The sequence below is a fragment of the Vibrio sonorensis genome, assembly GCF_001854765.1.
In the GTDB taxonomy this organism is placed as follows: domain Bacteria; phylum Pseudomonadota; class Gammaproteobacteria; order Enterobacterales; family Vibrionaceae; genus Vibrio; species Vibrio sonorensis.
Window position 1 is genome coordinate 13,921 of record NZ_LJJE01000022.1, and the last position, 24,199, is coordinate 38,119.

The window sequence follows — 24,199 nt, forward strand, 5'->3', positions numbered from 1 at the left end:
CATGTTAGAAATTAAAGACCTACACGTAAGTGTAGAAGATACTCCAATTTTACGCGGAATTAACCTTTCGATTAAACCGGGTGAAGTTCATGCGATTATGGGGCCAAATGGCTCAGGAAAAAGTACATTGTCGGCAACGCTTGCAGGCAAAGAAGACTATGAAGTCAAACAGGGAGAGATCACCTTTAAAGGTTCAGATCTAATCGAGTTGGATGCCGACGAACGAGCAGGTGAGGGCGTATTTCTCGCGTTTCAATACCCAGTTGAGATCCCTGGCGTGAGTAACAAGCTCTTTTTGAAAACGGCGTTGAACGGTATTCGTGAGTATCGCGGTGAAAAAGAAATCGACCGCTTCGATTTTGAAGACTTATTGGAAGAAAAAGCAAACTTGCTAAAGATGCCAGTAGACCTATTGGAACGTTCGGTAAATGAAGGTTTCTCCGGTGGCGAAAAGAAACGTAATGACATTCTGCAAATGGCGGTGCTTTCACCAGATCTATGCATTTTGGACGAGACAGATTCAGGGCTAGATATCGACGCTCTTAAAGCGGTTTCTGAAGGTGTTAATGCCCTGAGAGATGATAAGCGTGCCTTTATCATGGTCACGCACTATCAAAGAATTCTGGACTACATCAAGCCGGATTACGTTCACGTTTTATACAAGGGTAAGATAGTGAAATCTGGCGACCATACCTTGGCTAAAACTCTTGAGGAGAAAGGCTATGGCTGGATCACTGGTGAATAACGTACCAAAGCCAATGGATTTATTGCAGCCGTTGGTACAGCAGCAACCATGGCAGCTTAGACAGTGGCAACAGGCTGTTAAGCTTGGTTTCCCTCATAAAAAACACGAAGACTGGAAATACACGTCACTGGATAAGTTTGTTGAGCTTCCGTTTTGCTCGGCCTCTAATCAGTGTTTTGAAAACCTCTCTTATGAGGGGTTGAGCCTTGGGCTTGACTGCTATCGTTTAGTGTTCTTCGATGGCCACTTTTTGTTGCGCGCTTCAGATTGGATCCCGAAAGTAAAAGTAACTCCTCTGAATGCGATTACGGATGTAGAGAGTTTTGAGCTTGCGACCTCGGTCAACGCCGAAGCGATATCTTTACTGGCTGATGCCACGGCAACGGCAGGTGTATTTATTGAAGTCGAACAGGGCTATACGGTCGATAAGCCGATATATCTATTCCATATCAACTCAGGTGGCCACGGCGAAGTGTGCAGCTATCGACACCATTTGAGTATTGGCAGGTTGTCAGAGTGTGAAGTCATTGAGCACCATGTTTCGCTAAGCCAAGGCGGAGGCACGAGTTTTTCTCGCTTTACCATGCAAGTGGAACACTGTGCAAGGCTAGAGCACACCAAGTTGATCGAAGAAGGTGAGCTTCAACACCACTTTGGCCACAATGATATCGCGGTAGAAAGAGATGGTTATGCTAACTCAACCGTAATGATGTTTGATGGCGGAATTATTCGCCATAAAACCAGCAGCCTGTTTAAAGACGAAAATGGTCGAGTTGAAATGAACAGTCTTGCTTTACCCCAAGGGGAGCAAGTGTTCGATTCTAGAACTTATCTGAGGCACCAGTTCCCGCATTGTACCAGCGAACAGCTTCACAAAGTCATTGCTAGAGACAGCAGTAACGGAGTGTTTGACGGCATGATTTACGTTGATGAAGGTGCGATTAAAACCGATGGTCAAATGGATAGCCACAATCTGATATTGGGCCGCAAAGCGCAGGTTAACTCAAAGCCCCAACTTGAAATCTATGCCGATGACGTCAAATGTAGCCACGGTGCAACCACTGGGCAATTAGACAAAGATCAAATTGGCTATATGCAGGCGCGTGGTATTAAGCGCAGTAAGGCTGAAAAAATGCTGACGTTTGCATTTGCAGGGCAAGTGGCAGAGAAGATCAGTAACGATTATGTACGCAATTATGTGGAAAATCGCATTGGACAACTTGTTCATCCGGAGCCAAAGCTATGAGTGTTATCGATATCGCTGATAACCCTTGGCGTTCGGATTTTCCAGCGTTACAAACGCAAGTTTATGGCCGCGACTTAGTGTACTTAGATTCAGCAGCAACGGCTCAAACTCCTCAGTGTGTGATAGATAGAATGACGCGCTTCTATACGGAGGAGTACGCAACGGTTCATCGAGGCGCACATTTCATGAGCATGAAAGCGACTGATGATCTAGAAACGGCGAGAGCCAGTGTGGCGAACTTTCTCGGCGCGAAAAACTCAGAATCGATTCTGTTTACCAAGGGGACAACAGAGTCGATTAACTTGGTTGCCAACAGCTTTTTGCGTTCAAAAGTGACTAAGGGTGACGAGATTATCGTTACCGAAATGGAGCATCACGCCAATTTGGTTCCTTGGCAAATGTTGGCGGAATCGCGCAATTTAACCATTCGCGTTTGGCCAATCAACGACAAAGGTGAGCTCGAACTTCAAGAGTTGGAAAAACTGATCAATCCGCGAACTAAGCTCCTTGCTGTTACGCAGGTTTCCAATGTGCTCGGCACGGTAAACCCGGTCAAGCAATACATCGAGCTAGCTCATAAGCTTGGGGTTCCTGTTCTGGTGGATGGCGCTCAGTCGGTCGTCCATCAACCAATCGATGTTGAAGAGCTCGGATGTGATTTTTTCGTTTTTTCAGCTCATAAACTCTACGGTCCGACCGGCGTTGGTGTTCTATACAGCAAGTCGCAACACTTAGCTGAAATGCTCCCTTGGGAAGGGGGCGGTGCGATGATCGATCAGGTCAAGTTACCCACGGGGACTTCCTATGGGGATGCACCGTGGCGCTTTGAAGCTGGCACGCCCAATGTGGCAGGTATTCTAGGTCTTGGAGAGGCGATCGCTTATATCAACAATATTGGCGTAGCAGCGATTGCCGACTACGAAGACCGTTTGATGGAGTACATGGTACATCAGCTTAGTGAAGTAAAAGATCTGACGCTGTACGGGGAGCCAGAAAAACGCGCGGGTGTCGCTTCGTTCAACTTAAGTCAGCACCACGCTTTTGATGTGGGAGCTTTCTTAGATCGCTACGGTATCGCCATTCGAACTGGACATCACTGCGCCATGCCACTGCTGAACAAACTTAACGTGTCTGCGGTCTGCCGACCGTCTATTGCCATGTATAACAATAGCCAAGATATTGATGCACTGGTGTTTGGGTTAAATCGCATCAGTCAACTATTGAGGTAGAGTATGACACCTGAAAAACTAACCAAAAATTTTCAACGTTGTAAGGATTGGGAAGAGAGGTACCTCTACCTGATAGAGCTAGGTGAAAGGCTAGAAAGCTACCCAGAAGAACAGTTGACGGACGAGCACAAAGTGCGCGGCTGTCAAAGTCAAGTATGGCTCAATCTCAGTGAGAACACCGGAGACAGAGTCGTTAGGTTTTACGCGTTTAGTGATGCGGCTATTGTTAGTGGGTTACTGGCTTTACTCGCAATTGCTTATAACGAAAAAACCGCCGAACAGATTTTAGCATTTGATATAGAGGAATGGTTTACGTCGCTAGACTTAAAATCTCACCTCACTCCAAGTCGTACACAAGGGTTAGATGCCATTGTTGCGCGGATAAAATATCAAGCTAACCAGCTTATGACTGCTTAAAGAAACGTCATTTGGATTCACTCAAGCCATCATCGCTATCTATCTGTCATTGAGTTAGATATATTCACACCATTAGCAAACTGATGGTGTGAAACAATGGAAGTTAAGGTTTATCGAGTTCTCTCATTTGTAGATAACGAATCCGGAGGTAACGGGGCTGGCGTGGTCTTAAATGCTGACAGGTTAACCGATCAGCAAAAGCAGGTGATCGCAGCGAAAGTTGGATATTCCGAAACCGCGTTTGTGAGTGCTGATCCTAAAGTAGACTTCCATGTCACCTTCTTTACACCAACAGAAGAAGTGGACTTTTGCGGTCACGCGACACTCGCTGTTTTTTCCGTTTTGTCTCAGCAACAGGTCATCAATGACGGGTTATACGTTCAGCGCACTAAAGCTGGAGAGTTGGGTGTGTCCGTAAAGGATGCTACGTCGTTATGGATCAGACTACGCCAGAGTTTTTTGGAAGTATCCCTTCTAGTGAAGTCGCCGATGCCTTGGGAATAGAGACGGCTCTGATTGATCAGACCGATTTACCAGTAGAAAAGATCAGCACGGGCCTTGCAGATATTATTGTACCTGTTCCCAAGGGGGTGCTTGATAGGCTAACGCCTAATATGGATAAGGTCGCGGTGGTCAGTAAACGGTATAACGCGATTGGTTTTCACGTATTTGAACTCAATAACGAAGAAAACACAGCGACAGCCAGTTGCCGCAACTTTGCGCCAGCGTTTGGAATTGATGAAGAGTGTGCCACGGGCAGTGCAAGCGGTGCGTTGGCTTGTTACCTATGGCGCTTTATACCAGAAATTGGCAACCAGTTTACTTTTGAACAGGGTAGAGCAATGGGGGAGACCTCTGCAATATTTGTCAACCTTGAGTCAGACGGCAAAGCTATTCAAAGCGTAAAAGTTGGCGGCGTCGCTAAGATTATCGATTCTGCTAGCTACATTAACTAAACATCTCTTATTGACGCTTTCTCAAAGTGTACGTTTATTTTTTTCGGATTGGTTAGCTGCTTTCGCTCGCCGCTAATCTAAAAGAGAAGATGCGGCAGAACGGTCGGTAATTAGGCAGTTGTTTACGATGGGAAATGAGTGAATAGCGCAATGATTTTTGTGACAGGTATTTAATTGATTAATACCTAATCAGATCAAAAAGTGCGTTAGCAAAAGTAGGTATACTAACCCGTAAATCATACTTTACAAACTTTGAGACAGTGCTGGGTTGTTAACCAAACCGCTACATCACTCATGTTAAATCTAACTGATAGTTCTAATACTCTTGTATATATGATGTGGTGATGACGTTCACAATTTTCTACGGTTTAGCAGAACAAAGTGGTTAAACGTTAGCTAGTCGGCATAACAGATGTTAATTTTTTCGCACAATACTCAGCATAAGATGCTACGAAAAAGTGTCTTATTAGAGGATTTGGGACTTCGGCCTATCGGCCAGAGTTATCTTAATTGAATGAACTAGAAGTTTATCAAACATTAGATAATTATACCAGATCGATATGGATTCCCTAGTGGAATCCTATTTTTTGGTACATTTTTATGGCAAATTAATTCGATGATTGCTAATGTGTGCCGCAATCTTTGTGAGGATTTAGACTTTTGTGCTTAGTTTTTGCACGAGTTCGCTTTAATTAGCACATGATCGCACTTTCCGTTCTAGTGCCTCACAAGGAAGTCATGGATGCAAAATAAAAACTTGGAGTTTTACGCATGTACAAAAACAAGATTACACGCGCTCTTCTTATGGGTGCGGGCCTGTCACTTGCTTTAGCCGGATGTGGTGACAAACCGGCAGAAAAACAAGCAACTCAACCAGCACCTCAACCTGAAGCTAAAAAAGAAGAATCTTCAAACAAGCTAGCAGAAGTTCAAGAGCTAGTGCGCGGTAATGGTGCCGAAGTTGCAACTATCGACCCACACAAGTCACAGGGTGTATCTGAATCTCACGTTATTCGTGACCTTTTGGAAGGTCTAGTTAACCAAGATGCTGATGGTAATACTATTCCAGGTGTTGCTACGCATTGGGAAACAACAGACAACACAAGCTTTACATTCCACCTTCGCAAAGACGCTATCTGGTCAAACGGCGACCCAGTAACAGCGCACGACTTTGTTTTCAGCTTTAAGCGTGCTGTTGATCCTGCTACTGCTTCTCCATACTCGTGGTACCTAGAGTACTCGAAGATGAAGAATGCTAAAGCGATCATCGCGGGTGAAGCTGATAAAGAAACATTAGGTGTGAAAGCGATTGACGATCACACTCTACAGATCGACCTAGAATCAGCGGTTCCTTACTTCGTAATGATGATGGGCCACACTACGGTTAAACCTGTACACCAAGCAACAGTTGAGAAGCATGGCGATCAGTGGACTAAGCCAGGTAACTTTGTTGGTAACGGTGCTTACGTTGTTGACAACTGGGTAGTGAACGAGCGTCTAGTACTTAAGCGTAACGAAAAGTACTGGGACAACGAAAACACTACGTTGAACAAGGTAACTTTCCTACCTATCGAAAACCAAGTCGCTGAAATGAACCGCTTCCTAGCTGGTGAAATTGACTTTACTTACGAGCTGCCAAACGAGCACTACAAGCGTCTTAAGAGTGAACACCCAGAGTCGCTATCTATCGTTGGTAACCTATGTACTTACTACTACATCTTCAACACTAAGAAAAAGCCGTTTGACGATGTACGAGTTCGTAAAGCTATCTCTTACGCGATTGACCGTAACATCGTATCTGATGCGATCCTAGGTCAAGGCCAGAAACCTGCTTACTTCCTAACTCCTGAAATTACCGCGGGCTTCAACCCAGAAACGCCAGAATACGGTAAACTTTCTCAGGCTGAGCGTGATGCGCAGGCAGCTAAGCTTCTTGAAGAAGCGGGCTTCGGTAAAGATAACCCACTGAAGTTCACTCTGCTTTACAACACGTCTGAAAACCACAAGAAAATTGCTGTAGCACTAGGTTCAATGTGGAAGAAGACACTAGGTCTTGACGTTACTCTAGAAAACCAAGAGTGGAAGACTTACCTATCAACGAAAGACTCAGGTAACTTCGAAGTTGCTCGTGCTGGTTGGTGTGGTGACTACAACGAAGCTTCTTCGTTCCTAACTCTTATGAAGAGTAACAACACCACTGGCGGTATCCACTATGATAGCGCTGAATACGACGCGATCATGGCGAAAGCACTGACATCTACTTCTGAAGAAGAGCGTACTAAGCTTTACCTAGAAGCAGAACAGTTGCTAGCGAAAGATATGCCACTAGCGCCTATCTACCAGTACGTTAAAGCACGTCTACTATCTCCTAAAGTGGGTGGCTTCCCAGCGAACAACCCAGAAGAAAAGATCTTCTCTAAAGATCTTTATATGAAAGCTGAGTAATCAACTAAGCTGATAAAACAATAAATAATACAGACACTGCACGCAATTTTGCGTGCAGCGTCTGCCTGTATTTTTAAATGTCACAGACTGAAAGAGTGAGTTTATGCTTAAATTCATCGCTAAACGGATATTAGAAGCAATTCCAACCATGTTGGTATTGATCACGGTATCTTTCTTTCTCATGCGCTTTGCACCGGGTAACCCGTTTTCGACAGAGCGTCCATTACCGCCAGAAGTTATGGCGAACATCGAAGCTAAATACGGTTTGGATAAACCAGTATCTGAACAGTACTTCACCTACTTACTTAACGTAATGAAAGGTGACTTCGGTCCTTCGTTCAAGTACCTCGACTACAGTGTTAACGAGCTTATCGCCGTTGCTTTACCTGTATCGGCTAAGGTTGCTTTATCGCCTTTATCTTTACGGTACTGATGGGGGTCACGGTCGGAACCATAGCGGCCTTGAAGCAGAACACATGGATAGACTACACCATAATGTCTACCGCCATGTTGGGGGTTGTTCTGCCGTCTTTTGTGCTTGCCCCAACACTGATCTACATATTCTCGATATCCTTGGGTTGGTTCCCCGCCGGTGGCTGGCTCGACGGTTCGTTTAAATACTTGTTCTTACCTGTTATTGGTATGTCGCTGCTTTATGTCGCAACCTTTGCGCGTATCACTCGTGGTTCGATGATTGAAACGTTAAACAGTAACTTTATCCGCACGGCCAGAGCAAAAGGTTTGAGCTACCGTTACATCGTAATTAAGCACGCGCTTAAGCCAGCTCTGCTACCTGTGGTTTCCTATATGGGGCCAGCATTCGTGGGTATCATTACTGGTTCGGTTGTTATCGAGACCATCTTTGGCCTGCCGGGCATCGGTAAGCTGTTTGTAAATGCAGCCTTTAACCGAGACTATTCACTGGTAATGGGTGTCACCATACTGATTGGTTTCCTATTTATCCTTTTCAACGCGATCGTCGATATCTTGCTTGCGATGATTGATCCTAAGATTCGCTACTAACAAGGAAGTGTGGTTATGTTAACGAAAAAAGAGAATCTGGAAGCGGTTGAGAAGTTTTCCCAGAACCTAGAAATCGAAGGTCGTAGCCTTTGGCAAGATGCGCGTATTCGATTTATGCGCAACAAAGCAGCGATGGTAAGTTTGTGCATCCTGTTTGTGATGACCCTTGCGGTAATTCTTTTACCAATGCTTGCACAATACACCTACGACGAAACTGACTGGTATGCTATGCATGCCGCGCCTAGTGCTTCACACTGGTTTGGTACGGACAGCTTAGGTCGCGACCTTTATGTACGTACATTAATTGGTGGCCGTATCTCCCTAATGGTGGGTGTAATGGGTGCCTTTGTCGCGGTGATCATCGGTACGCTTTACGGTGCAGCCTCTGGCTTTATCGGTGGTCGTACTGACCGCATTATGATGCGTATCCTCGAAATTCTTTACGCTGTACCATTTATGTTCCTAGTGATCGTACTAGTAACCTTCTTTGGTCGAAACATCGTCCTTATCTTCGTTGCTATCGGTGCGATAGCGTGGCTTGATATGGCGCGTATTGTTCGAGGGCAGACCTTAAGTCTGCGCAGTAAAGAATTTATCGAAGCGGCACACGTTTGTGGTGTAAGTAAATGGAATATCATTACTCGCCATATCGTGCCAAACGTTTTGGGTATTGTTGCGGTTTACTCAACCCTACTAATCCCGAGTATGATTCTGATTGAATCCTTCCTATCTTTCCTCGGTCTTGGTGTTCAAGAGCCAATGACAAGTTGGGGCGCGCTTCTTCAAGAAGGTGCTCAGACCATGGAAGTTGCCATTTGGCAGCTGGCATTCCCAGCTATATTTATGGTAGTTACCCTGTTCTGCTTCAACTATGTCGGCGATGGTATGCGCGATGCGCTTGACCCTAAAGACAGATAATAAAAAGAATATAAAAAATTAAATCTTTAAAAAGATTAAGGAAGCAATGATGAGCTTATTAGATGTCAAAGATCTGAGGGTCGAATTTACCACGCAAGATGGTATCGTCACCGCAGTAAACGATTTAAACTTCTCACTTAATCAAGGTGAGACATTAGGTATTGTGGGTGAATCTGGTTCGGGTAAATCCCAAACCGTATTCGCACTAATGGGTCTTCTCGCCAAAAACGGTAAGATCTCAGGTAGCGCTAAATTTGAAGGTAAAGAGATCCTTAACCTCAAAGAAAAAGAGCTAAACCGAGTTCGCGCCGAACAAATTGCGATGATTTTCCAAGACCCAATGACTTCGCTTAACCCTTATATGAAGGTAAGCGATCAGCTAATGGAAGTGTTAATGCTGCACAAAGGCTTGGGCAAAGCGGAAGCTTTTGAAGAGTCCGTGCGCATGCTTGAAGCGGTAAAAATTCCAGAAGCCCGCAAGCGTATCACTATGTATCCGCACGAGTTTTCAGGCGGTATGCGTCAGCGCGTTATGATTGCAATGGCGCTGCTATGCCGTCCTAAACTCCTTATCGCTGATGAACCGACTACTGCGCTGGACGTAACCGTTCAAGCTCAGATCATGGATTTGTTGAACGAGCTAAAAGACGAATTCAATACGGCAATCATTATGATTACCCATGATCTAGGGGTGGTCGCTGGTTCATGTGACAAAGTGTTGGTTATGTACGCGGGTCGCACAATGGAATACGGCACCGTAGATGAAATTTTCTACAATCCTAGCCATCCATATGCAGAAGGTCTGCTAAAAGCAATCCCGCGTTTGGATACGGAAGGGGAAATCCTTCCAACTATCCCAGGCAACCCACCAAACCTATTGCGTTTGCCACCGGGCTGTCCTTATCAGGAGCGCTGTCACCGTGTGACGGATCGCTGTAAGAGTGAAGCACCGATCCTTACTCCGTTTGGAGAAGGTCGTCAACGTGCTTGTTTTTCTGATTGGGAGGCTTGGACCAAATGAGTACCGATAAAAAAGTAATCTTGGATGTTAAAGATCTCAAAGTACACTTTAGCATTGCGGCAAAATCGGCTTGGCCTTGGACTAAGCCATCCAACCTAAAAGCGGTAGACGGCGTTAACATCCGTCTATACGAAGGTGAAACTTTGGGCGTTGTAGGTGAGTCGGGTTGCGGTAAATCAACGTTTGCTCGCGCTATCATCGGCCTTGTTGAAGCGACTGATGGTGAAGTTGTATGGCTAGGCCAAGACGTCACTAAGATGGAAGAGGTTCAACGTCGCGAAACTCGCAAAGATATGCAGATGATTTTCCAAGATCCTCTTGCATCGCTTAACCCGCGTATGACAGTGGGCGATATCATTGCTGAGCCGCTGAAAACCTTCTATCCAGAACTGAGCAAAGACGAAGTGCGCTCGAGAGTTAAAGAGATGATGGCTAAAGTTGGTCTGCTTCCAAACGTCATCAACCGTTATCCTCATGAGTTCTCTGGTGGTCAGTGCCAGCGTATTGGTATTGCTCGTGCTTTGATTCTTCGTCCTAAAATGATCATCTGTGACGAGCCAGTATCGGCGCTAGACGTATCGATTCAGGCTCAGGTGGTAAACCTACTGAAAGAGATTCAAAAAGAACTGGGTCTGTCGCTAGTCTTTATTGCCCATGACCTTTCAGTGGTAAAACATATCTCTGATCGCGTATTGGTAATGTACTTAGGTAACGCGGTAGAAATGGGTGAAGCTGAAGCCTTGTTTGCCGAACCTAAGCACCCATACACACGCGCCTTGATGTCCGCTGTGCCTATTCCTGATCCGAATATCGAGCGCAAAAAGACCATTGAGATGTTAGAAGGCGATTTACCATCACCAATTAACCCACCGTCGGGCTGTGTATTCCGTACGCGTTGCCCTATGGCAACCGAATCGTGTGCTCAAGAGAAGCCGCGAATTCAGGGTGATGACGTTCACGCCGTATCTTGTCTACATGTGAATGTTTAAGTCATTCAGCCTGTGACGGGCTTAAGCGCGGCTTCTGAAAAGGGTCGCGCTTTTTTTATTTATGTATTGTTCCACGTAATCAGGTTTAGTCGTTCAAATAATTTGAATAAGACTAGCAAAACTCCCTACTTATCTGATTATTGCCAATCGATATACTTTGGTTATCAAAGCTCGAAAGCGAGTAACAAATAGAGTAATACGCGAGAGGGGATCATCATGGGTAAATTAGTAGAAGGTGTATGGCACGACGTCTGGTACGACACTAAGTCTAGTGGTGGCAAATTTGTTCGCGAAGACGCTGGCTTTCGCAACTGGATTCGAAACCTGCCTGACGCGCAATTTCAACCTGAATCAGGGCGTTACCACCTTTACGTTTCTCTTGCCTGTCCATGGGCACACCGCACGCTCATATTCCGTCATTTAAAAGGTTTGGAAAAGCATATTGACGTAACAGTAGTTTGCCCCGATATGCTTGGCGAAGGTTGGGAGCTAGGCTTACCAGAGCCGCTGTTTGGTCATACGCGTATGCATCAAATCTATACTCAGGCTAAACCTGATTATACTGGTCGCGTGACGGTTCCTGTCCTGTGGGACAAAAAAACCAACACGATTGTTAGCAATGAGTCTTCAGAAATCATTCGCATGTTTAACTCAGAGTTTAATGATTTGACAGGTAATCGCGACGACTACTACCCCCATGCTCTGCAATCTCGCGTCGATGAGTGGAATGAATTTATCTATCCTAACATCAACAATGGCGTGTATCGCTGCGGGTTTGCCACTACGCAAGAAGCGTATGAGCAAGCGTATGAATCTCTGTTTTCCGCGCTGGATAAGATTGATGCTCACTTGGCTACTAGTCGCTACTTAGCGGGTAATCAGATCACCGAAGCGGATTGGCGCTTGTTTACCACTCTAATCCGTTTTGATGCCGTTTATGTTGGTCACTTTAAGTGCAATAAAAAGCGCATTACTGACTACGCCAATATCCAAGGCTACCTAAAAGAGTTGTATCAGGTGGACGGTATTGCCGAAACGACAGACTTTTACCACATTAAACGCCACTACTACTTTAGCCACACGGGTATTAATCCCACTCAGGTAGTTCCGGTTGGACCCGAGCTCGACTTGACTTCAGACCACGGCCGCGACGCCATTACACAATAAGTATTCGATTCCTACCCTCGTCTTTTGCTTGGTACAGGGCAGTATCTGTTTGGCTGAGGGTAGGATCTATTTGGCTGTTGAGCACATTCTGAGCCAATCGGTGCAAGCCGCCACTCATGGTCACTTTAATCGTGTCATCGGCAACGTCTATCTGATTGTCTGCAATGGTTTTTCGGATCTCTTCGGCGACGTGATAGGCCTCAGTAACCGTGTAGGCAGAATAGACTAAGCAAAACTCCTCTCCACCGATCCTGTAGACCTGTTGGTTGCCGACCACTTGCTGCATCAAACTGACCACTTCACGCAGAACTTTGTCCCCGATGGCATGGCCGTAGGTATCATTGATGGCTTTGAAGTGGTCTAGGTCAATATGGAGCAAATAGTGCGGTTGCCCTAAGTAACGACCAGAGTTGAAATCACTTTCCAACGCCAATCGATTTTTTGCTCCGGTTAGAGAGTCGCTCAGAGCCGCCTGACGGAACTTTTTAAGAATTGTGGTTCGTATGTCTTCATAAACAAAAGAAATCGCCCATATCACGGTGTAGGGCAGGATATAGTTGAAGACAGAGTGTTGCATTCCGCGTATCGGATTCTGATAGTCAACGATAAGCAAAATACTAATGATCAGATAGATCGCTGAAAACAGAGCGCCTAGATAGCGATTAAAAAGTATGTGATAGATTGGAGGGAAGCAAAACGACCAAAAGATAATAACCGTAAAGGTTTGGGCCACTGCTAAACTAAACAGAATAATAAAGCTCAAACCAAAAATGAGCAATGAGGCATACCACTTCTTGTAGTCATTCTCTTGAATTTTGCTATAGATGTAGATGCAAACCAGACAGTAAGCTAAGTCGATAAATCCAAATAATAGCTCGTCCCACACGAAAAAGTTGACCAAGGTAAATCCGCCAGCAACGAGTGCCAATAAAAGACTGGTTGCCTTGACCACATGCATTTGAAGATGGGTATGACCATCATCTAGATAAAACGACATCAGGAAGCCTACGATGATAAGTTTATCTATAAGTCTAGCAGCATAAAAAAACCGCAGCCTAATGACTGCGGTTTACTTTTCATTTTAAAGGCTTATTGCTGCTCTTGGCCTGCTTGAATAGCCGTTAAAGCGATAGTGTAAACAATGTCGTCTACCAGCGCGCCACGAGACAAGTCGTTTACTGGCTTGCGCATACCTTGAAGCATTGGACCGATAGAAACTAGGTCAGCACTACGTTGAACCGCTTTGTATGTCGTGTTACCCGTGTTTAGATCTGGGAATACGAATACTGTTGCTTTACCCGCCACCGGAGAGTTAGGTGCTTTAGAAGCGGCCACGTTTTCCATGATCGCTGCATCGTATTGAAGAGGACCGTCGATAACAAGATCAGGTCGTTTCTCTTTAGCGATACGCGTTGCTTCACGCACTTTATCTACATCTGCACCTTGACCGGATTCACCGGTAGAGTAAGAGATCATAGCAACACGCGGGTCGATACCAAATGCAGTTGCAGAATCTGCTGATTGAATTGCGATTTCAGCTAACTGCTCTGCGTTAGGATCTGGGTTGATTGCACAGTCACCGTAAACCAGTACTTGGTCAGGTAGCAACATAAAGAAGATCGAAGAGACAAGTGATGCACTTGGCGCTGTCTTGATGATCTGTAGCGGTGGGCGAATGGTGTTCGCAGTGGTGTGTACTGCACCAGACACTAGACCGTCAACTTCTTCACGTTCAAGCATCATAGTACCCAGTACCACAGTGTCCTCTAGCTGTTCACGAGCGACAACTTCCGTCATACCTTTGTTCTTGCGAAGTTCAACTAGGCGCGCAACGTATTTTTCACGTACGGCGATTGGATCGATAATTTCGATACCAGTACCTAGAGTGACACCTTGTTGCTCTGCAATGCGGCGGATTTCGTCTGGGTTACCCAAAAGAACACATTCCGCAATACCGCGTTCTGCACAGATTGCAGCCGCTTTTACCGTGCGTGGTTCATCGCCTTCAGGAAGAACGATACGCTTGCCAGCGCGACGAGCGAATTCTGTTAGCTGGTAACGGAATGCTGGTGGGCTCAGACGACGGTTAACGTTCGCACCTTGAGTAAGAGAGTCGATCCAGTTACCGTCGATGTGGCTTGCTACGTGTTCGTTGACAAACTCGATACGATGTTTGTCGTCAGCTGGAACTTCTAGGCTGAAGCTTTGAAGGTTCAGAGAAGTTTGCCAAGTGTTACCTTGAGCTTTGAAAATTGGTAGACCAGTATCAAAGGCTGGTTTACACAAGTTTTCAATTTCTGCTGGCATATCGTAGCCACCAGTAAGTAAGATTGCACCGATTTCAACACCGTTCATCGCAGCTAGAGAAGCGGCAACAATAACATCAGGGCGGTCAGCCGAAGTTACAAGCAGTGAACCTGGGCGGAAGTGCTCAATCATGTGAGGGAGTGAACGCGCACAGAAAGTGATGCTCTTAATACGACGGGTATTGATATCACCTTCGTTGATAACTTCAGCATTGAGGTGCTTAGCCATATCGATAGCACGAGTTGCAATCAGATCAATACTCCAAGGCACACAACCCAAAACGCGGATTGGACTAGAGTTGAAAATCTGCATTACTTCTAGTGTGTTCTGCGTGGCTGTATCAGCATCGTCGAAGATTTCTGATAGATCAGGGCGAGTGCGACCCGCTTCATCAACAGGCGCATTGAGCTTGTTAATGATAACACCAGAAATGTTCTTGTTTTTGGTGCCACCAAAGTTTGAGCACGCGACCTCAATACGCTCTTTAAGCTGAGCTGGGTTGTCAGTGCCCGGAGTGGCAACAAGTACGATTTCTGCACCTAGTGTCGCAGCGATTTCAGCGTTGACTTGGTTGGCAAATGGGTGCTTGCGAGTAGGAACTAGACCTTCGATAAGCGTGACTTCAGAACCTTTATTGATCTGGTTGTAACGTTCAACGATGGTTTCTAGTAACTCGTCCATGTTGTCAGCGCCGATCAGGTTCTCGGCAACAGACATAGAAACAGGTTCTCCGATCTTCATATCGCTGTTGACAGAAACGATAGTTGAAGTCAGATCGGGTTGTTCTTCACCGCTGCGAGGTTGCGCAATAGGTTTGTAGAAAGAAACCTTAACACCTTGACGCTCCATCGCGCTAGAACACCCATGCTCACACTGGTCAAACCGACGCCAGCGCTCGCAGGGATAAGCATAATTGTACGAGACATAGGTAAAATACCTTCAGCTATTGGAACAAAACTCAACTTCCGAAGCGAACCTCTCGCTCAGTAGTTGAGTCCTTTCATAAAAATTAGGCTGGCAATCTAGCCAGCCTAAAGCAAATTAAAGACCAGCTAGGCGTGCTGTATCTTCTGCAATCACAAGCTCTTCGTTAGTCGAGATGACTAGAGCTGGGAAGCGGCTGTCTGCTGTAGTGATAGTGCCTTCACCGCCAAAACGCGCTTTAAGGTTCGCTTCGCCATCGACTTCAATACCGAATACGCCAAGACGGTTAAGAACCATCTCGCGGATAGGGCCAGAGTTTTCACCGATACCACCAGTGAACACGATAGCGTCTAGGCGACCTTCAAGAGTAGCAGTGTAGCCAGCTACGTACTTAGCTAGACGATGGCAGAAAACGTCCATCGCGCGAGTCGCTTCTTCTTTTTCACCGTAGTTGTCTTCAACGAAACGACAGTCAGAAGTAACTTCAGTTAGACCAGCTAGACCAGACTCTTTAGTCAACATAGTGTTGATCTCTTCTACAGAGTAGCCAAGAGCATCGTGCAGGTGGAAGATGATTGCTGGATCAATGTCACCACAACGAGTACCCATTACTAGGCCTTCTAGTGGAGTTAGACCCATTGAAGTGTCTACAGACTTACCGTTTTTAATTGCACATACAGATGCACCGTTTCCTAGGTGGCAGTTGATGATGTTAACTTCATCCGCTGGCTTGCCTAGACGCTCTGCAGCTTCGCGAGCGATAAACAGGTGAGAAGTACCGTGCATGCCGTAGCGACGGATACCGTTTTCTTTGTACAGCTTGTAAGGAAGCGCATATAGGTATGCTTCTTCAGGCATAGACTGGTGGAATGCCGTGTCAAATACTGCAGACATTGGTAGGCCCGGGAACGCTTTTTGCGCTGCTTTAATACCGATGATTGCTGCTGGGTTGTGAAGAGGCGCTAGTGTCGCGCAATCTTCGATACCTTTAAGAACAGCGTCGTCGATCAGTACAGATTGAGTGAATTTCTCGCCGCCGTGAACAACGCGGTGACCGATAGCACTTAGTTGTTCAGCTAGTTCTGGTTTAGATGCAAGGATAGTTTCTACGATAAAAGAAAGAGCTTCATCGTGAGCGGCACCGTTACCTAGTTGCGCTTCGTGTTTGCCATCAAGTTTCCACTTGATGCGCGCTTCTGGAAGGTGAAGACATTCCGCAAGACCTGTTAGATGCTCATCGCCGTTTTCTGCATCAACAATAGCGAACTTTAGTGAAGAACTACCGCAGTTTAAAACTAAAACTAGCTTAGACATGTGTGACTACCTGTTAATTGTCTGATAAAAAAATCAGTAAGTATGAAAATTAATCACAAGGATAGTCGAACTCACTAGGGGTGCGTACTAACCTTGGTCAAAAAAACTGTAAATTCCGTATAGAGAGACGCCACTTTACCTGAAGGGCGACTTATGCAATCCTTGCTAAAGCCGTCTCAAAGTTGCCTAAATTGTAAATAACAGCAACAATGAGATTGAGGGTTCGCAAAGGATAGCGATAATAGACAAATATAACAAAAAAAATTTGAAAGAATATTAACTTTCGTCAATTTTTTACTCGAATAGTTGAATTGTTCAACTAAATTTGAGTTTTCTCGAGCCCCCAAAAGTGAAGTGAGAGAGAAGTATGAGTAATAACGCTGGAATCGTCCATAGCTTAAAGGATGGTCAGAAGTACATGAACGTCTGGCCTATGCGTAAAGAACTTAACCCACTTTTTCCAGAACAGCGCATTATTAAAGCGACTCGTTTTGGCATAAAAGTGATGCCTGCTATCGCTGCGATTAGCGTACTGACCCAAATGGCGTTTGATAATTACGACGCTATGCCTCAAGCGGCCATTATGGCTCTGTTTGCCTTGAGTCTTCCTGTTCAGGGAATGTGGTGGCTTGGCAACCGCGCGAATACGCAACTTCCGCCCGCATTAGCAGGTTGGTATCGAGAGTTACATCAGAAAATTGTTGAAAGCGGGTTTGCTCTTGAGCCAGTAAAAGCGCAACCTCGTTACAAGGAATTAGCACAAATTCTCAATCGAGCATTTCGTCAATTAGACAAAACCGCATTGGAACGCTGGTTCTGATCAAGTGTTAAAGAATAGAGAGGAAGCGCCCAAACTAGGGCGCTTTTTTATGCGGCTTTGCCAGAGGATTTTGAAGGTGAATGCGATAGATAAGTGGTTAAGAGAGGTTCGATCTGATAATACGCTGAAAGCTGAACATACATATCATCGCTTTTTGGGTTTGTCGTAATACCCCTTTGATGTGCTCTCACCATTATATTTTTCTCGGTCGCGTGGCTAGATGTAAATTCGATGATATCCACTTTGAATCCGCGCTGCTCCAATATAAGAGCGCGCAGCGAGTCGCCTATCATGTGTACCATTCGATCTTTAAACACTCGGTGCTTTGTGATCGCTGAATTTGCTTTTGCCGAGCCCATCGTTTTGCGAATACTATGCTGACAGCAAGAGACAGACAAAATGTGTTTTGCTCCAGACTCAATACCTATGGCTAACGTTTGATCCGTTGCAGTATCACAGGCGTGCAGAGAACATACTAATGTCGGCTGGAAATCGACACTGGCGTCAATAATGTCACAGGTTTGAAAAGTCATGGTGTCAAAACCAAGCGTTGCGGCGCGCTGAGCGTTCTTATCCATTAGCGCTTTATTGCGGTCAATACATAGGATACTAAAGGGACGCGGTTCAATTTCTGTATAAAAATGGGCAATGGTGAAACTCAGTAGGCAGTTACCCGCACCACATTCCACGATTTGCACTGGTCGCTTTTTCGAATACTTGCGCAGTTGGCTATGGATCACTTCTATATAGCCCAATAACTGATCTCTTTTCTTCTGTTTATCGCGATTTGTATGAATACTTTCGGTTAGGCCTAGCTGGGTAAGAAAACTGGCCAGTGCCTTTTTCTGTTGTGCAGAAATAAGCATAAATCCTCCAATAGAGAAATGGAGTGATATGAACGAGATGGCGGAACAGGCGAGGTATACTTGGGGAAGGGTAGAATGCCTAACTGAACCACCATACACAATCCACACGCAACCCCACTTCAAAAAGTGTTGTTGTTAAAAGTTCGACTACAAGGTCGAATGAGTTTCGTTGGTTTGTGTTGTGTTTTCGTTCAGTCCCAGTGCCGAAACGTGTCAGCGCCGGAGGGGCATTACTCCATTGAGATTTATCGAAACGGATTGTAGGTGGGAATAAGTGCCTAGGCAATAGGTAACACAAGGGCAAAGCGTTTAAATCAACTTGATTTGATTTGCGTCATGTCCTTACTGTCATAACAAAATGAGAAGGTGTAAACAGGGTGTTGGCGGGGAACAAAAAAGGCTCACTTAAGTGAGCCTTAAAAACGAGAGGTTTAACTCATTTAGTTAAACATGTTAATCGCGCTTTTTGGATCGACATATTCTAAATCAAAAGACTCGGCAACTTCTTTACAGGTTACTTTACCGTGAATAACGTTTAGGCCGTCTAGGAAGCCTCATCAGCAAGTAGCGCTTCGCGGTAACCTTGGTTAGCAAGTTTGATGATGTATGGCAGCGTTGCATTGTTTAATGCAAACGTGGAAGTGCGAGCCACAGCACCTGGCATGTTCGCTACGCAGTAGTGAACTACATCATCAACGATGTAGGTTGGTTCTGCGTGAGTTGTCGCTTTAGATGTTTCGAAGCAGCCGCCTTGGTCGATCGCTACGTCCACAACTGCCGCGCCGGCTTTCATCTTCGCTAGGTGTTGTTTTGTAACAAGCTTAGGAGCAGCAGCACCCGGAATAAGAACGGCACCGATAACCAAATCGGCTTCAGTGACGTGCTTTTCGATGGCGTCTTCTGTTGAGTAAACCACTTTAGCACGACCTTGGAACTCTTCATCTAAACGGCGAAGAGTGTCAACGTTGCGGTCTAGGATGGTAACGTCTGCACGAAGGCCAACAGCCATGCGAGCTGCATTTGCGCCGACAACACCGCCGCCGATAACAACAACTTTTGCTGGCTCAACGCCCGGTACACCGCCAAGAAGTAGGCCACGGCCACCTTTAGATTTCTCTAGAGTTTGTGCGCCTGCTTGGATAGACATTCTGCCCGCAACCTCAGACATTGGAGCTAATAGTGGCAAGCGACCCATATTATCTGTTACAGTCTCATATGCTATGCAGACAGCTTTGCTCTTGATAAGCTCTTCAGTTTGTGGAAAATCTGGTGCTAGGTGCAAATACGTAAATAATATTTGTCCCTCACGGAGCATTGCTCGTTCGACAGCTTGAGGTTCTTTGACCTTTACAATCATATCTGCTTTCGTAAATACGTCAGCAGCAGTAGGAAGAATGGATGCGCCTACAGCGATGTAATCATCGTCTGAAAAGCCAATGCCGGAACCCGCTTGGGTTTCGACAAATACTTCGTGGCCTTGTGATACTAGTTCGCGAACGCTTGCTGGGATCATGCCAACGCGGTACTCATGGTTTTTAATTTCCTTAGGTACGCCAATGATCATCCTGACTCCTCGTTATTTTTTGGTTGTATTGACTATAGTAGGGTAGTTAAGTCGAATTAATATCTAGTATAGAAGTAATGTTATAAAATTTGATGCTAAATATTAAAAAGTTGTAGTATATTTATTTGCAAGGAAGTAAAAAGGTGGAATAAAAAATGGCAGACAACAATAAGAAGCCGTCCAAGGATCTTGACCGTATTGACCGCAATATTCTTAACGAATTGCAGAAAGATGGTCGTATTTCAAACGTTGAACTCTCTAAGCGCGTAGGCCTTTCGCCGACACCGTGTCTTGAGCGTGTGCGTCGATTAGAGCGCCAAGGATACATAACGGGCTACACAGCGTTGCTCAATCCTCAGTACCTTGATGCTTCACTATTGGTTTTTGTGGAAATTACCCTAAACCGCGGTGCACCAGACGTATTTGAACAGTTTAACGCAGCAGTGCAAAAGTTGGACGATATACAAGAATGTCACCTAGTTTCAGGTGATTTCGACTACTTGTTAAAAACTCGTGTATCCGATATGAGCGCATATCGTAAGTTACTGGGTGATACGCTGCTTCGTCTTCCGGGTGTTAACGACACTCGTACTTACGTAGTAATGGAAGAAGTGAAGCAAACAAACCAGTTAGTGATCAAACTCGTTAATATTTCGTCAAGTATTGAATCCTTTTCGATATTCTGACGTTCAGTAATTGGGTTTTGTGACCTGTTATGGTTAAATCGATAGTCCGTACGGCATAGTCGTCCGGGCTATTTTTTTCTTTTCAGATAGTAAGTTGGTTATGTTCAAAGAGAACCGGGACAAAATAGAAACCGTCATTAAAACAGGAGCGACTAACGATAGCTCCCGTTTAAACGGTCCCCAGCGTCTTAAAGAGTGCACCTTGATTCTTATCGTGTGTAGCTCGGTATTCCTGTCTATCGCGTTGTTCAGCTTTAATCCGGCTGACCCTTCGTGGTCGCAGACCGCTTGGGGAGCGCAAATTGAAAACAGCGCAGGCTGGGCAGGTGCTTGGATGGCGGACACGCTGTTTTTTGTGTTTGGTTCACTGGCTTACATCATACCAGCAGTGTTAACGGTTACCGCGTGGGTAATGTTAAGAAAGCGCAATCATGATGAACCGATAGATTTTATGCTTTGGGGTACACGTCTTCTCGGTTTAACAATTTTAATCCTGACAAGCTGTGGCTTGGCGGATATCAACTTTGACGATATATGGTACTTCTCTTCTGGCGGGGTGATTGGTGATGTGTTGACCAGTCTCGCACTGCCAACCTTAAACGTCTTGGGTACGACACTGGTTTTACTCTTTTTGTGGGGAGCTGGCTTTACTTTGCTCACTGGTATTTCATGGCTTTCTATTGTCGAGTGGATAGGCAGTGGTGTGATAGCGGCGTTGGTCTGGCTATTTAATGCCGTTCGCGGAGAAAAAGCGCAAACCCTTAAGCCAGAATTAATGGAACCGTTAGCGGAACAGGAGCAACCGACGCTTTCCGATGATGCGGCCTCGCAGGAAAAGCAAAAACACTATCAAATACACGTACCTCAGTCTCAAGCCGCTGAGGATGAAGACGTTGTCGACCCACTAATGGCCAGCCGTGAAGTGGAACAAGAGCCGATTGAAAGTTTGGTGGAACCCGTTGAAGAGCGCACGCGCCAGTTAACTTCAACGATTGCAGAACTAGAAGAAGAGGCTAAAGAGCACGATGATTTTGCAAGAGAAGAAGCACCAACAAGAGAGTTTGCAGAGCAAGACGTTCTAGAGCCTGAAGCTAACGATACCCCCGCGCAAATAGAACAAGATTTACCTTGGCAGGTGGAAACCGACGAAGTGCCAGCGACACCTGCAATTGATATGGCAGAGTTAGAGAGTATTTCTCAAGACTTGGAAGACAAAGACCAAGTGACTCCAACTTTAGAGTCGACGGATGAGATAGAGCCTGTCGACGACCAAAAACAGGATCAAGACGTTGAAGCCTTCCAAGAGCTTGTTGCACAAGCACAAGCCACTGAGGCTGCCAAGCAGAACCCGTTTTTGGTTCAGAAAGAAGCAGACCTACCAGTACCAACCGATCCAATGCCAACCCTTGAGCTTCTTTACCACCCAGAGAAACGTGACAACTTTATAGATAGGGATGCTTTGGAAGAGATTGCCCGTCTGGTGGAATCTAAACTGGCTGATTACAAGATCACTGCGTCAGTGGTCGGGATTTTCCCGGGGCCAGTTATTACACGCTTTGAGCTTGACTTGGCACCTGGGGTAAAAGTAAGCCGTATCTCCGGGCTTTCTATGGACCTAGCACGTTCGCTTTCTGCCATGGCAGTACGAGTGGTAGAAGTCATTCCGGGCAAGCCTTATGTTGGGCTAGAACTACCCAATATGAGTAGGCAAACCGTTTATCTGTCAGATGTAATTAACAGTCCTCAGTTTATCGACGCTAAATCGCCAACTACCGTTGTGCTAGGGCAAGACATCGCGGGTGAAGCGGTCGTGGCAGATCTGTCAAAAATGCCCCATGTGCTGGTGGCTGGTACCACGGGCTCAGGTAAGTCGGTTGGTGTGAACGTAATGATTCTAAGTATGCTGTACAAAGCGACGCCAGAAGAAGTTCGCTTCATTATGATCGACCCCAAAATGCTTGAGCTTTCCGTCTATGAGGGTATACCTCATTTGCTATCGGAAGTGGTGACCGATATGAAAGATGCTTCCAACGCCCTTCGATGGTGTGTAGGTGAGATGGAGCGCCGATACAAACTGATGTCAGTACTTGGCGTCCGAAACATCAAAGGGTATAACGACAAGCTGAAAATGGCTGCTGAGGCGGGACACCCTATCCACGATCCTCTATGGCAACCGGGCGACAGTATGGATGAAGAAGCACCTCTGCTGGAGACGTTGCATATATTGTGGTGGTGGTTGATGAGTTTGCTGATCTTATGATGGTGGTCGGCAAAAAAGTAGAAGAGCTAATCGCGCGCTTAGCGCAAAAGGCACGAGCCGCGGGGATTCACTTGATCCTGGCAACGCAGCGACCGTCTGTGGATGTTATAACTGGTTTGATTAAAGCGAATATCCCAACTCGCGTCGCCTTTACCGTTTCGACTAAAACTGATTCTCGTACCATCCTAGATCAAGGTGGGGCCGAATCCCTATTGGGGATGGGTGATATGTTGTATTTGCCGCCTGGCTCTAGTCACACGGTTCGCGTTCACGGTGCGTTTGCATCGGATGACGATGTGCACGCCGTAGTGAACAACTGGAAGGCAAGAGGTAAACCGAACTACATTACTGAAATCACCAGTGGCGACCAAGGTCCAGAAACCCTGTTACCAGGTGAAAAGGCCGAAACTGATGAAGAGATGGACCCACTGTTCGATCAAGTGGTAGAACACGTTGTAGAGAGCCGTAGAGGTTCAGTCTCTGGTGTTCAGCGTCGATTTAAGATTGGTTACAACCGAGCTGCTAGGATTGTCGAGCAGCTTGAAGCACAGGGCATTGTAAGTGCGCCGGGGCACAACGGTAATCGAGAAGTACTCGCTCCGGCCCCTAACAGAGATATGAACTGATCAAAAGCGTTTGAAAAGGGAACAAAAAACCGGCTTGTGTGTGAACAGCCGGTTTTTTCATTTTTGTAAAGGGATTTAAGCTTTTGGCTTAAACAACTGAGCGATCATAATGACTGCTAAGGCAACGAGGTTGCCAGCAAAAATTACCACTAACCACTGAGGCATGGAGAGGGTTAAAAACTGCCAAACAATTTTGCTGCAATCGCCATAGGCTTCAAATAGCCAAGGTGCCCATTCATTCAGCGGCGCCCACTCAGGGAAGTTGACAAATAGGTCGCAAGTATAAAATGGAGAAGGGTTAAACTGGTACTCAACGTGTTCAAGAGACAGCATCAGTCCTTTGTATGAGGCTAGCCCCCAAACTAATAGGCCTGCCCAGCGAACAACAGTGTTGTCAGGGGCGATAACACCAATCAGAGCGGCTGCACCCACACCAAACATGGCGATGCGTTCATAGATACACATCACGCAAGGTGCGAGCATCATTACGTGCTGAAAGTAAAGCGCAGCGATTTCAAAAAACACGACAAAACCCAGCAGTAACCACCAAGATAAGCGGCGCTGCGAAAAGGCGTTAAGAGCAGATAAAAAAGTCACTTCAAAATCCTTAAAAGAAAAAAGCTCTGAATACTCAGAGCTTTTTACTGGTTATAAGTTTCACAGGCAACCGTTTTTT

General features: G+C 45.8%; 15 protein-coding genes and 5 pseudogenes. 14 read left to right on the plus strand and 6 right to left on the minus strand.

Annotation, left to right across the window (positions count from 1 at the left end; genetic code table 11):
• Nucleotide 1 precedes the first annotated feature (1 nt).
• From sufC to BLO31_RS03860, 11 genes and pseudogenes are all read left to right on the plus strand, one after another.
• The gene (gene sufC, locus BLO31_RS03810) at nt 2–745 is read left to right on the plus strand and encodes a Fe-S cluster assembly ATPase SufC (RefSeq protein WP_070962963.1); all 744 of its coding nucleotides are present in this window, start codon (nt 2–4) and stop codon (nt 743–745) included.
• The gene (sufD, locus tag BLO31_RS03815) at nt 723–1,991 is read left to right on the plus strand and encodes a Fe-S cluster assembly protein SufD (RefSeq protein WP_070962964.1); all 1,269 of its coding nucleotides are present in this window, start codon (nt 723–725) and stop codon (nt 1,989–1,991) included. The genes sufC and sufD overlap by 23 nt, the downstream gene beginning before the upstream one ends.
• Nucleotides 1,988–3,220, plus strand: a complete 1,233-nt coding sequence (locus BLO31_RS03820; protein ID WP_070962965.1) for a SufS family cysteine desulfurase — start codon at nt 1,988–1,990, stop codon at nt 3,218–3,220. The genes sufD and BLO31_RS03820 overlap by 4 nt, the downstream gene beginning before the upstream one ends.
• A 3-nt stretch (nt 3,221–3,223) precedes the next feature.
• Nucleotides 3,224–3,637 (plus strand): cysteine desulfuration protein SufE, encoded by a 414-nt coding sequence (gene sufE / locus BLO31_RS03825; protein ID WP_070962966.1) that lies wholly within the window; start codon nt 3,224–3,226, stop codon nt 3,635–3,637.
• Nucleotides 3,638–3,733: 96 nt separating this feature from the next.
• Nucleotides 3,734–4,593, plus strand: a pseudogene (locus tag BLO31_RS03830) (PhzF family phenazine biosynthesis protein).
• 771 nt (nt 4,594–5,364) lie between these two features.
• Nucleotides 5,365–7,038: an ABC transporter substrate-binding protein gene (locus BLO31_RS03835; protein ID WP_070962967.1), complete on the plus strand. Its 1,674-nt coding sequence runs from the start codon at nt 5,365–5,367 to the stop codon at nt 7,036–7,038.
• 103 nt (nt 7,039–7,141) lie between these two features.
• Nucleotides 7,142–8,061: pseudogene (gene oppB, locus BLO31_RS03840) on the plus strand (oligopeptide ABC transporter permease OppB).
• A 15-nt stretch (nt 8,062–8,076) separates the two neighbouring features.
• On the plus strand, nt 8,077–8,979 hold the full coding sequence (gene oppC / locus BLO31_RS03845; RefSeq protein WP_070962968.1) for an oligopeptide ABC transporter permease OppC: 903 nt from the start codon (nt 8,077–8,079) through the stop codon (nt 8,977–8,979).
• A 49-nt stretch (nt 8,980–9,028) separates the two neighbouring features.
• On the plus strand, nt 9,029–10,000 hold the full coding sequence (gene oppD / locus BLO31_RS03850) for an ABC transporter ATP-binding protein (protein WP_070962969.1): 972 nt from the start codon (nt 9,029–9,031) through the stop codon (nt 9,998–10,000).
• Nucleotides 9,997–10,989: a murein tripeptide/oligopeptide ABC transporter ATP binding protein OppF gene (gene oppF, locus BLO31_RS03855; protein ID WP_070962970.1), complete on the plus strand. Its 993-nt coding sequence runs from the start codon at nt 9,997–9,999 to the stop codon at nt 10,987–10,989. The genes oppD and oppF overlap by 4 nt, the downstream gene beginning before the upstream one ends.
• Nucleotides 10,990–11,205: 216 nt before the next feature.
• Nucleotides 11,206–12,156, plus strand: a complete 951-nt coding sequence (locus BLO31_RS03860) for a glutathione S-transferase family protein (RefSeq protein WP_070962971.1) — start codon at nt 11,206–11,208, stop codon at nt 12,154–12,156.
• On the opposite strand, the gene BLO31_RS03865 is transcribed toward BLO31_RS03860, so the two are convergent.
• The 3 genes and pseudogenes from BLO31_RS03865 to BLO31_RS03875 form a co-directional block, all read right to left on the minus strand.
• The gene (locus tag BLO31_RS03865; protein WP_070962972.1) at nt 12,146–13,153 is read right to left on the minus strand and encodes a GGDEF domain-containing protein; all 1,008 of its coding nucleotides are present in this window, start codon (nt 13,151–13,153) and stop codon (nt 12,146–12,148) included. The two genes, BLO31_RS03860 and BLO31_RS03865, sit on opposite strands and share 11 nt — an antisense overlap.
• A gap of 92 nt (nt 13,154–13,245) precedes the next feature.
• A pseudogene (pta, locus tag BLO31_RS03870) lies at nt 13,246–15,389 on the minus strand (phosphate acetyltransferase).
• Between the two features lie 115 nt (nt 15,390–15,504).
• Nucleotides 15,505–16,701 (minus strand): acetate kinase, encoded by a 1,197-nt coding sequence (locus BLO31_RS03875; protein ID WP_070962974.1) that lies wholly within the window; start codon nt 16,699–16,701, stop codon nt 15,505–15,507.
• A gap of 367 nt (nt 16,702–17,068) precedes the next feature.
• Between BLO31_RS03875 and yfbV the strand changes: the two genes are divergently transcribed.
• A complete protein-coding gene (yfbV, locus tag BLO31_RS03880; protein ID WP_070962975.1) occupies nt 17,069–17,521 on the plus strand; it encodes a terminus macrodomain insulation protein YfbV in 453 nt (150 codons plus the stop codon).
• A gap of 47 nt (nt 17,522–17,568) precedes the next feature.
• Here the strand turns inward: yfbV and BLO31_RS03885 are convergent, their stop codons facing one another.
• Nucleotides 17,569–18,387 (minus strand): methyltransferase, encoded by an 819-nt coding sequence (locus BLO31_RS03885; protein WP_070962976.1) that lies wholly within the window; start codon nt 18,385–18,387, stop codon nt 17,569–17,571.
• 440 nt (nt 18,388–18,827) lie between these two features.
• Nucleotides 18,828–19,951: pseudogene (ald, locus tag BLO31_RS03890) on the minus strand (alanine dehydrogenase).
• Nucleotides 19,952–20,106: 155 nt separating this feature from the next.
• Between ald and lrp the strand changes: the two are divergent.
• On the plus strand, nt 20,107–20,637 hold the full coding sequence (lrp, locus tag BLO31_RS03895) for a leucine-responsive transcriptional regulator Lrp (RefSeq protein ID WP_070962977.1): 531 nt from the start codon (nt 20,107–20,109) through the stop codon (nt 20,635–20,637).
• 100 nt (nt 20,638–20,737) lie between these two features.
• A pseudogene (locus BLO31_RS03900) lies at nt 20,738–23,523 on the plus strand (DNA translocase FtsK).
• Nucleotides 23,524–23,598: 75 nt separating this feature from the next.
• On the opposite strand, the gene dsbB reads toward BLO31_RS03900, so the two are convergent.
• A complete protein-coding gene (gene dsbB, locus BLO31_RS03905) occupies nt 23,599–24,120 on the minus strand; it encodes a disulfide bond formation protein DsbB (protein WP_070962978.1) in 522 nt (173 codons plus the stop codon).
• Nucleotides 24,121–24,199: the final 79 nt, after the last annotated feature.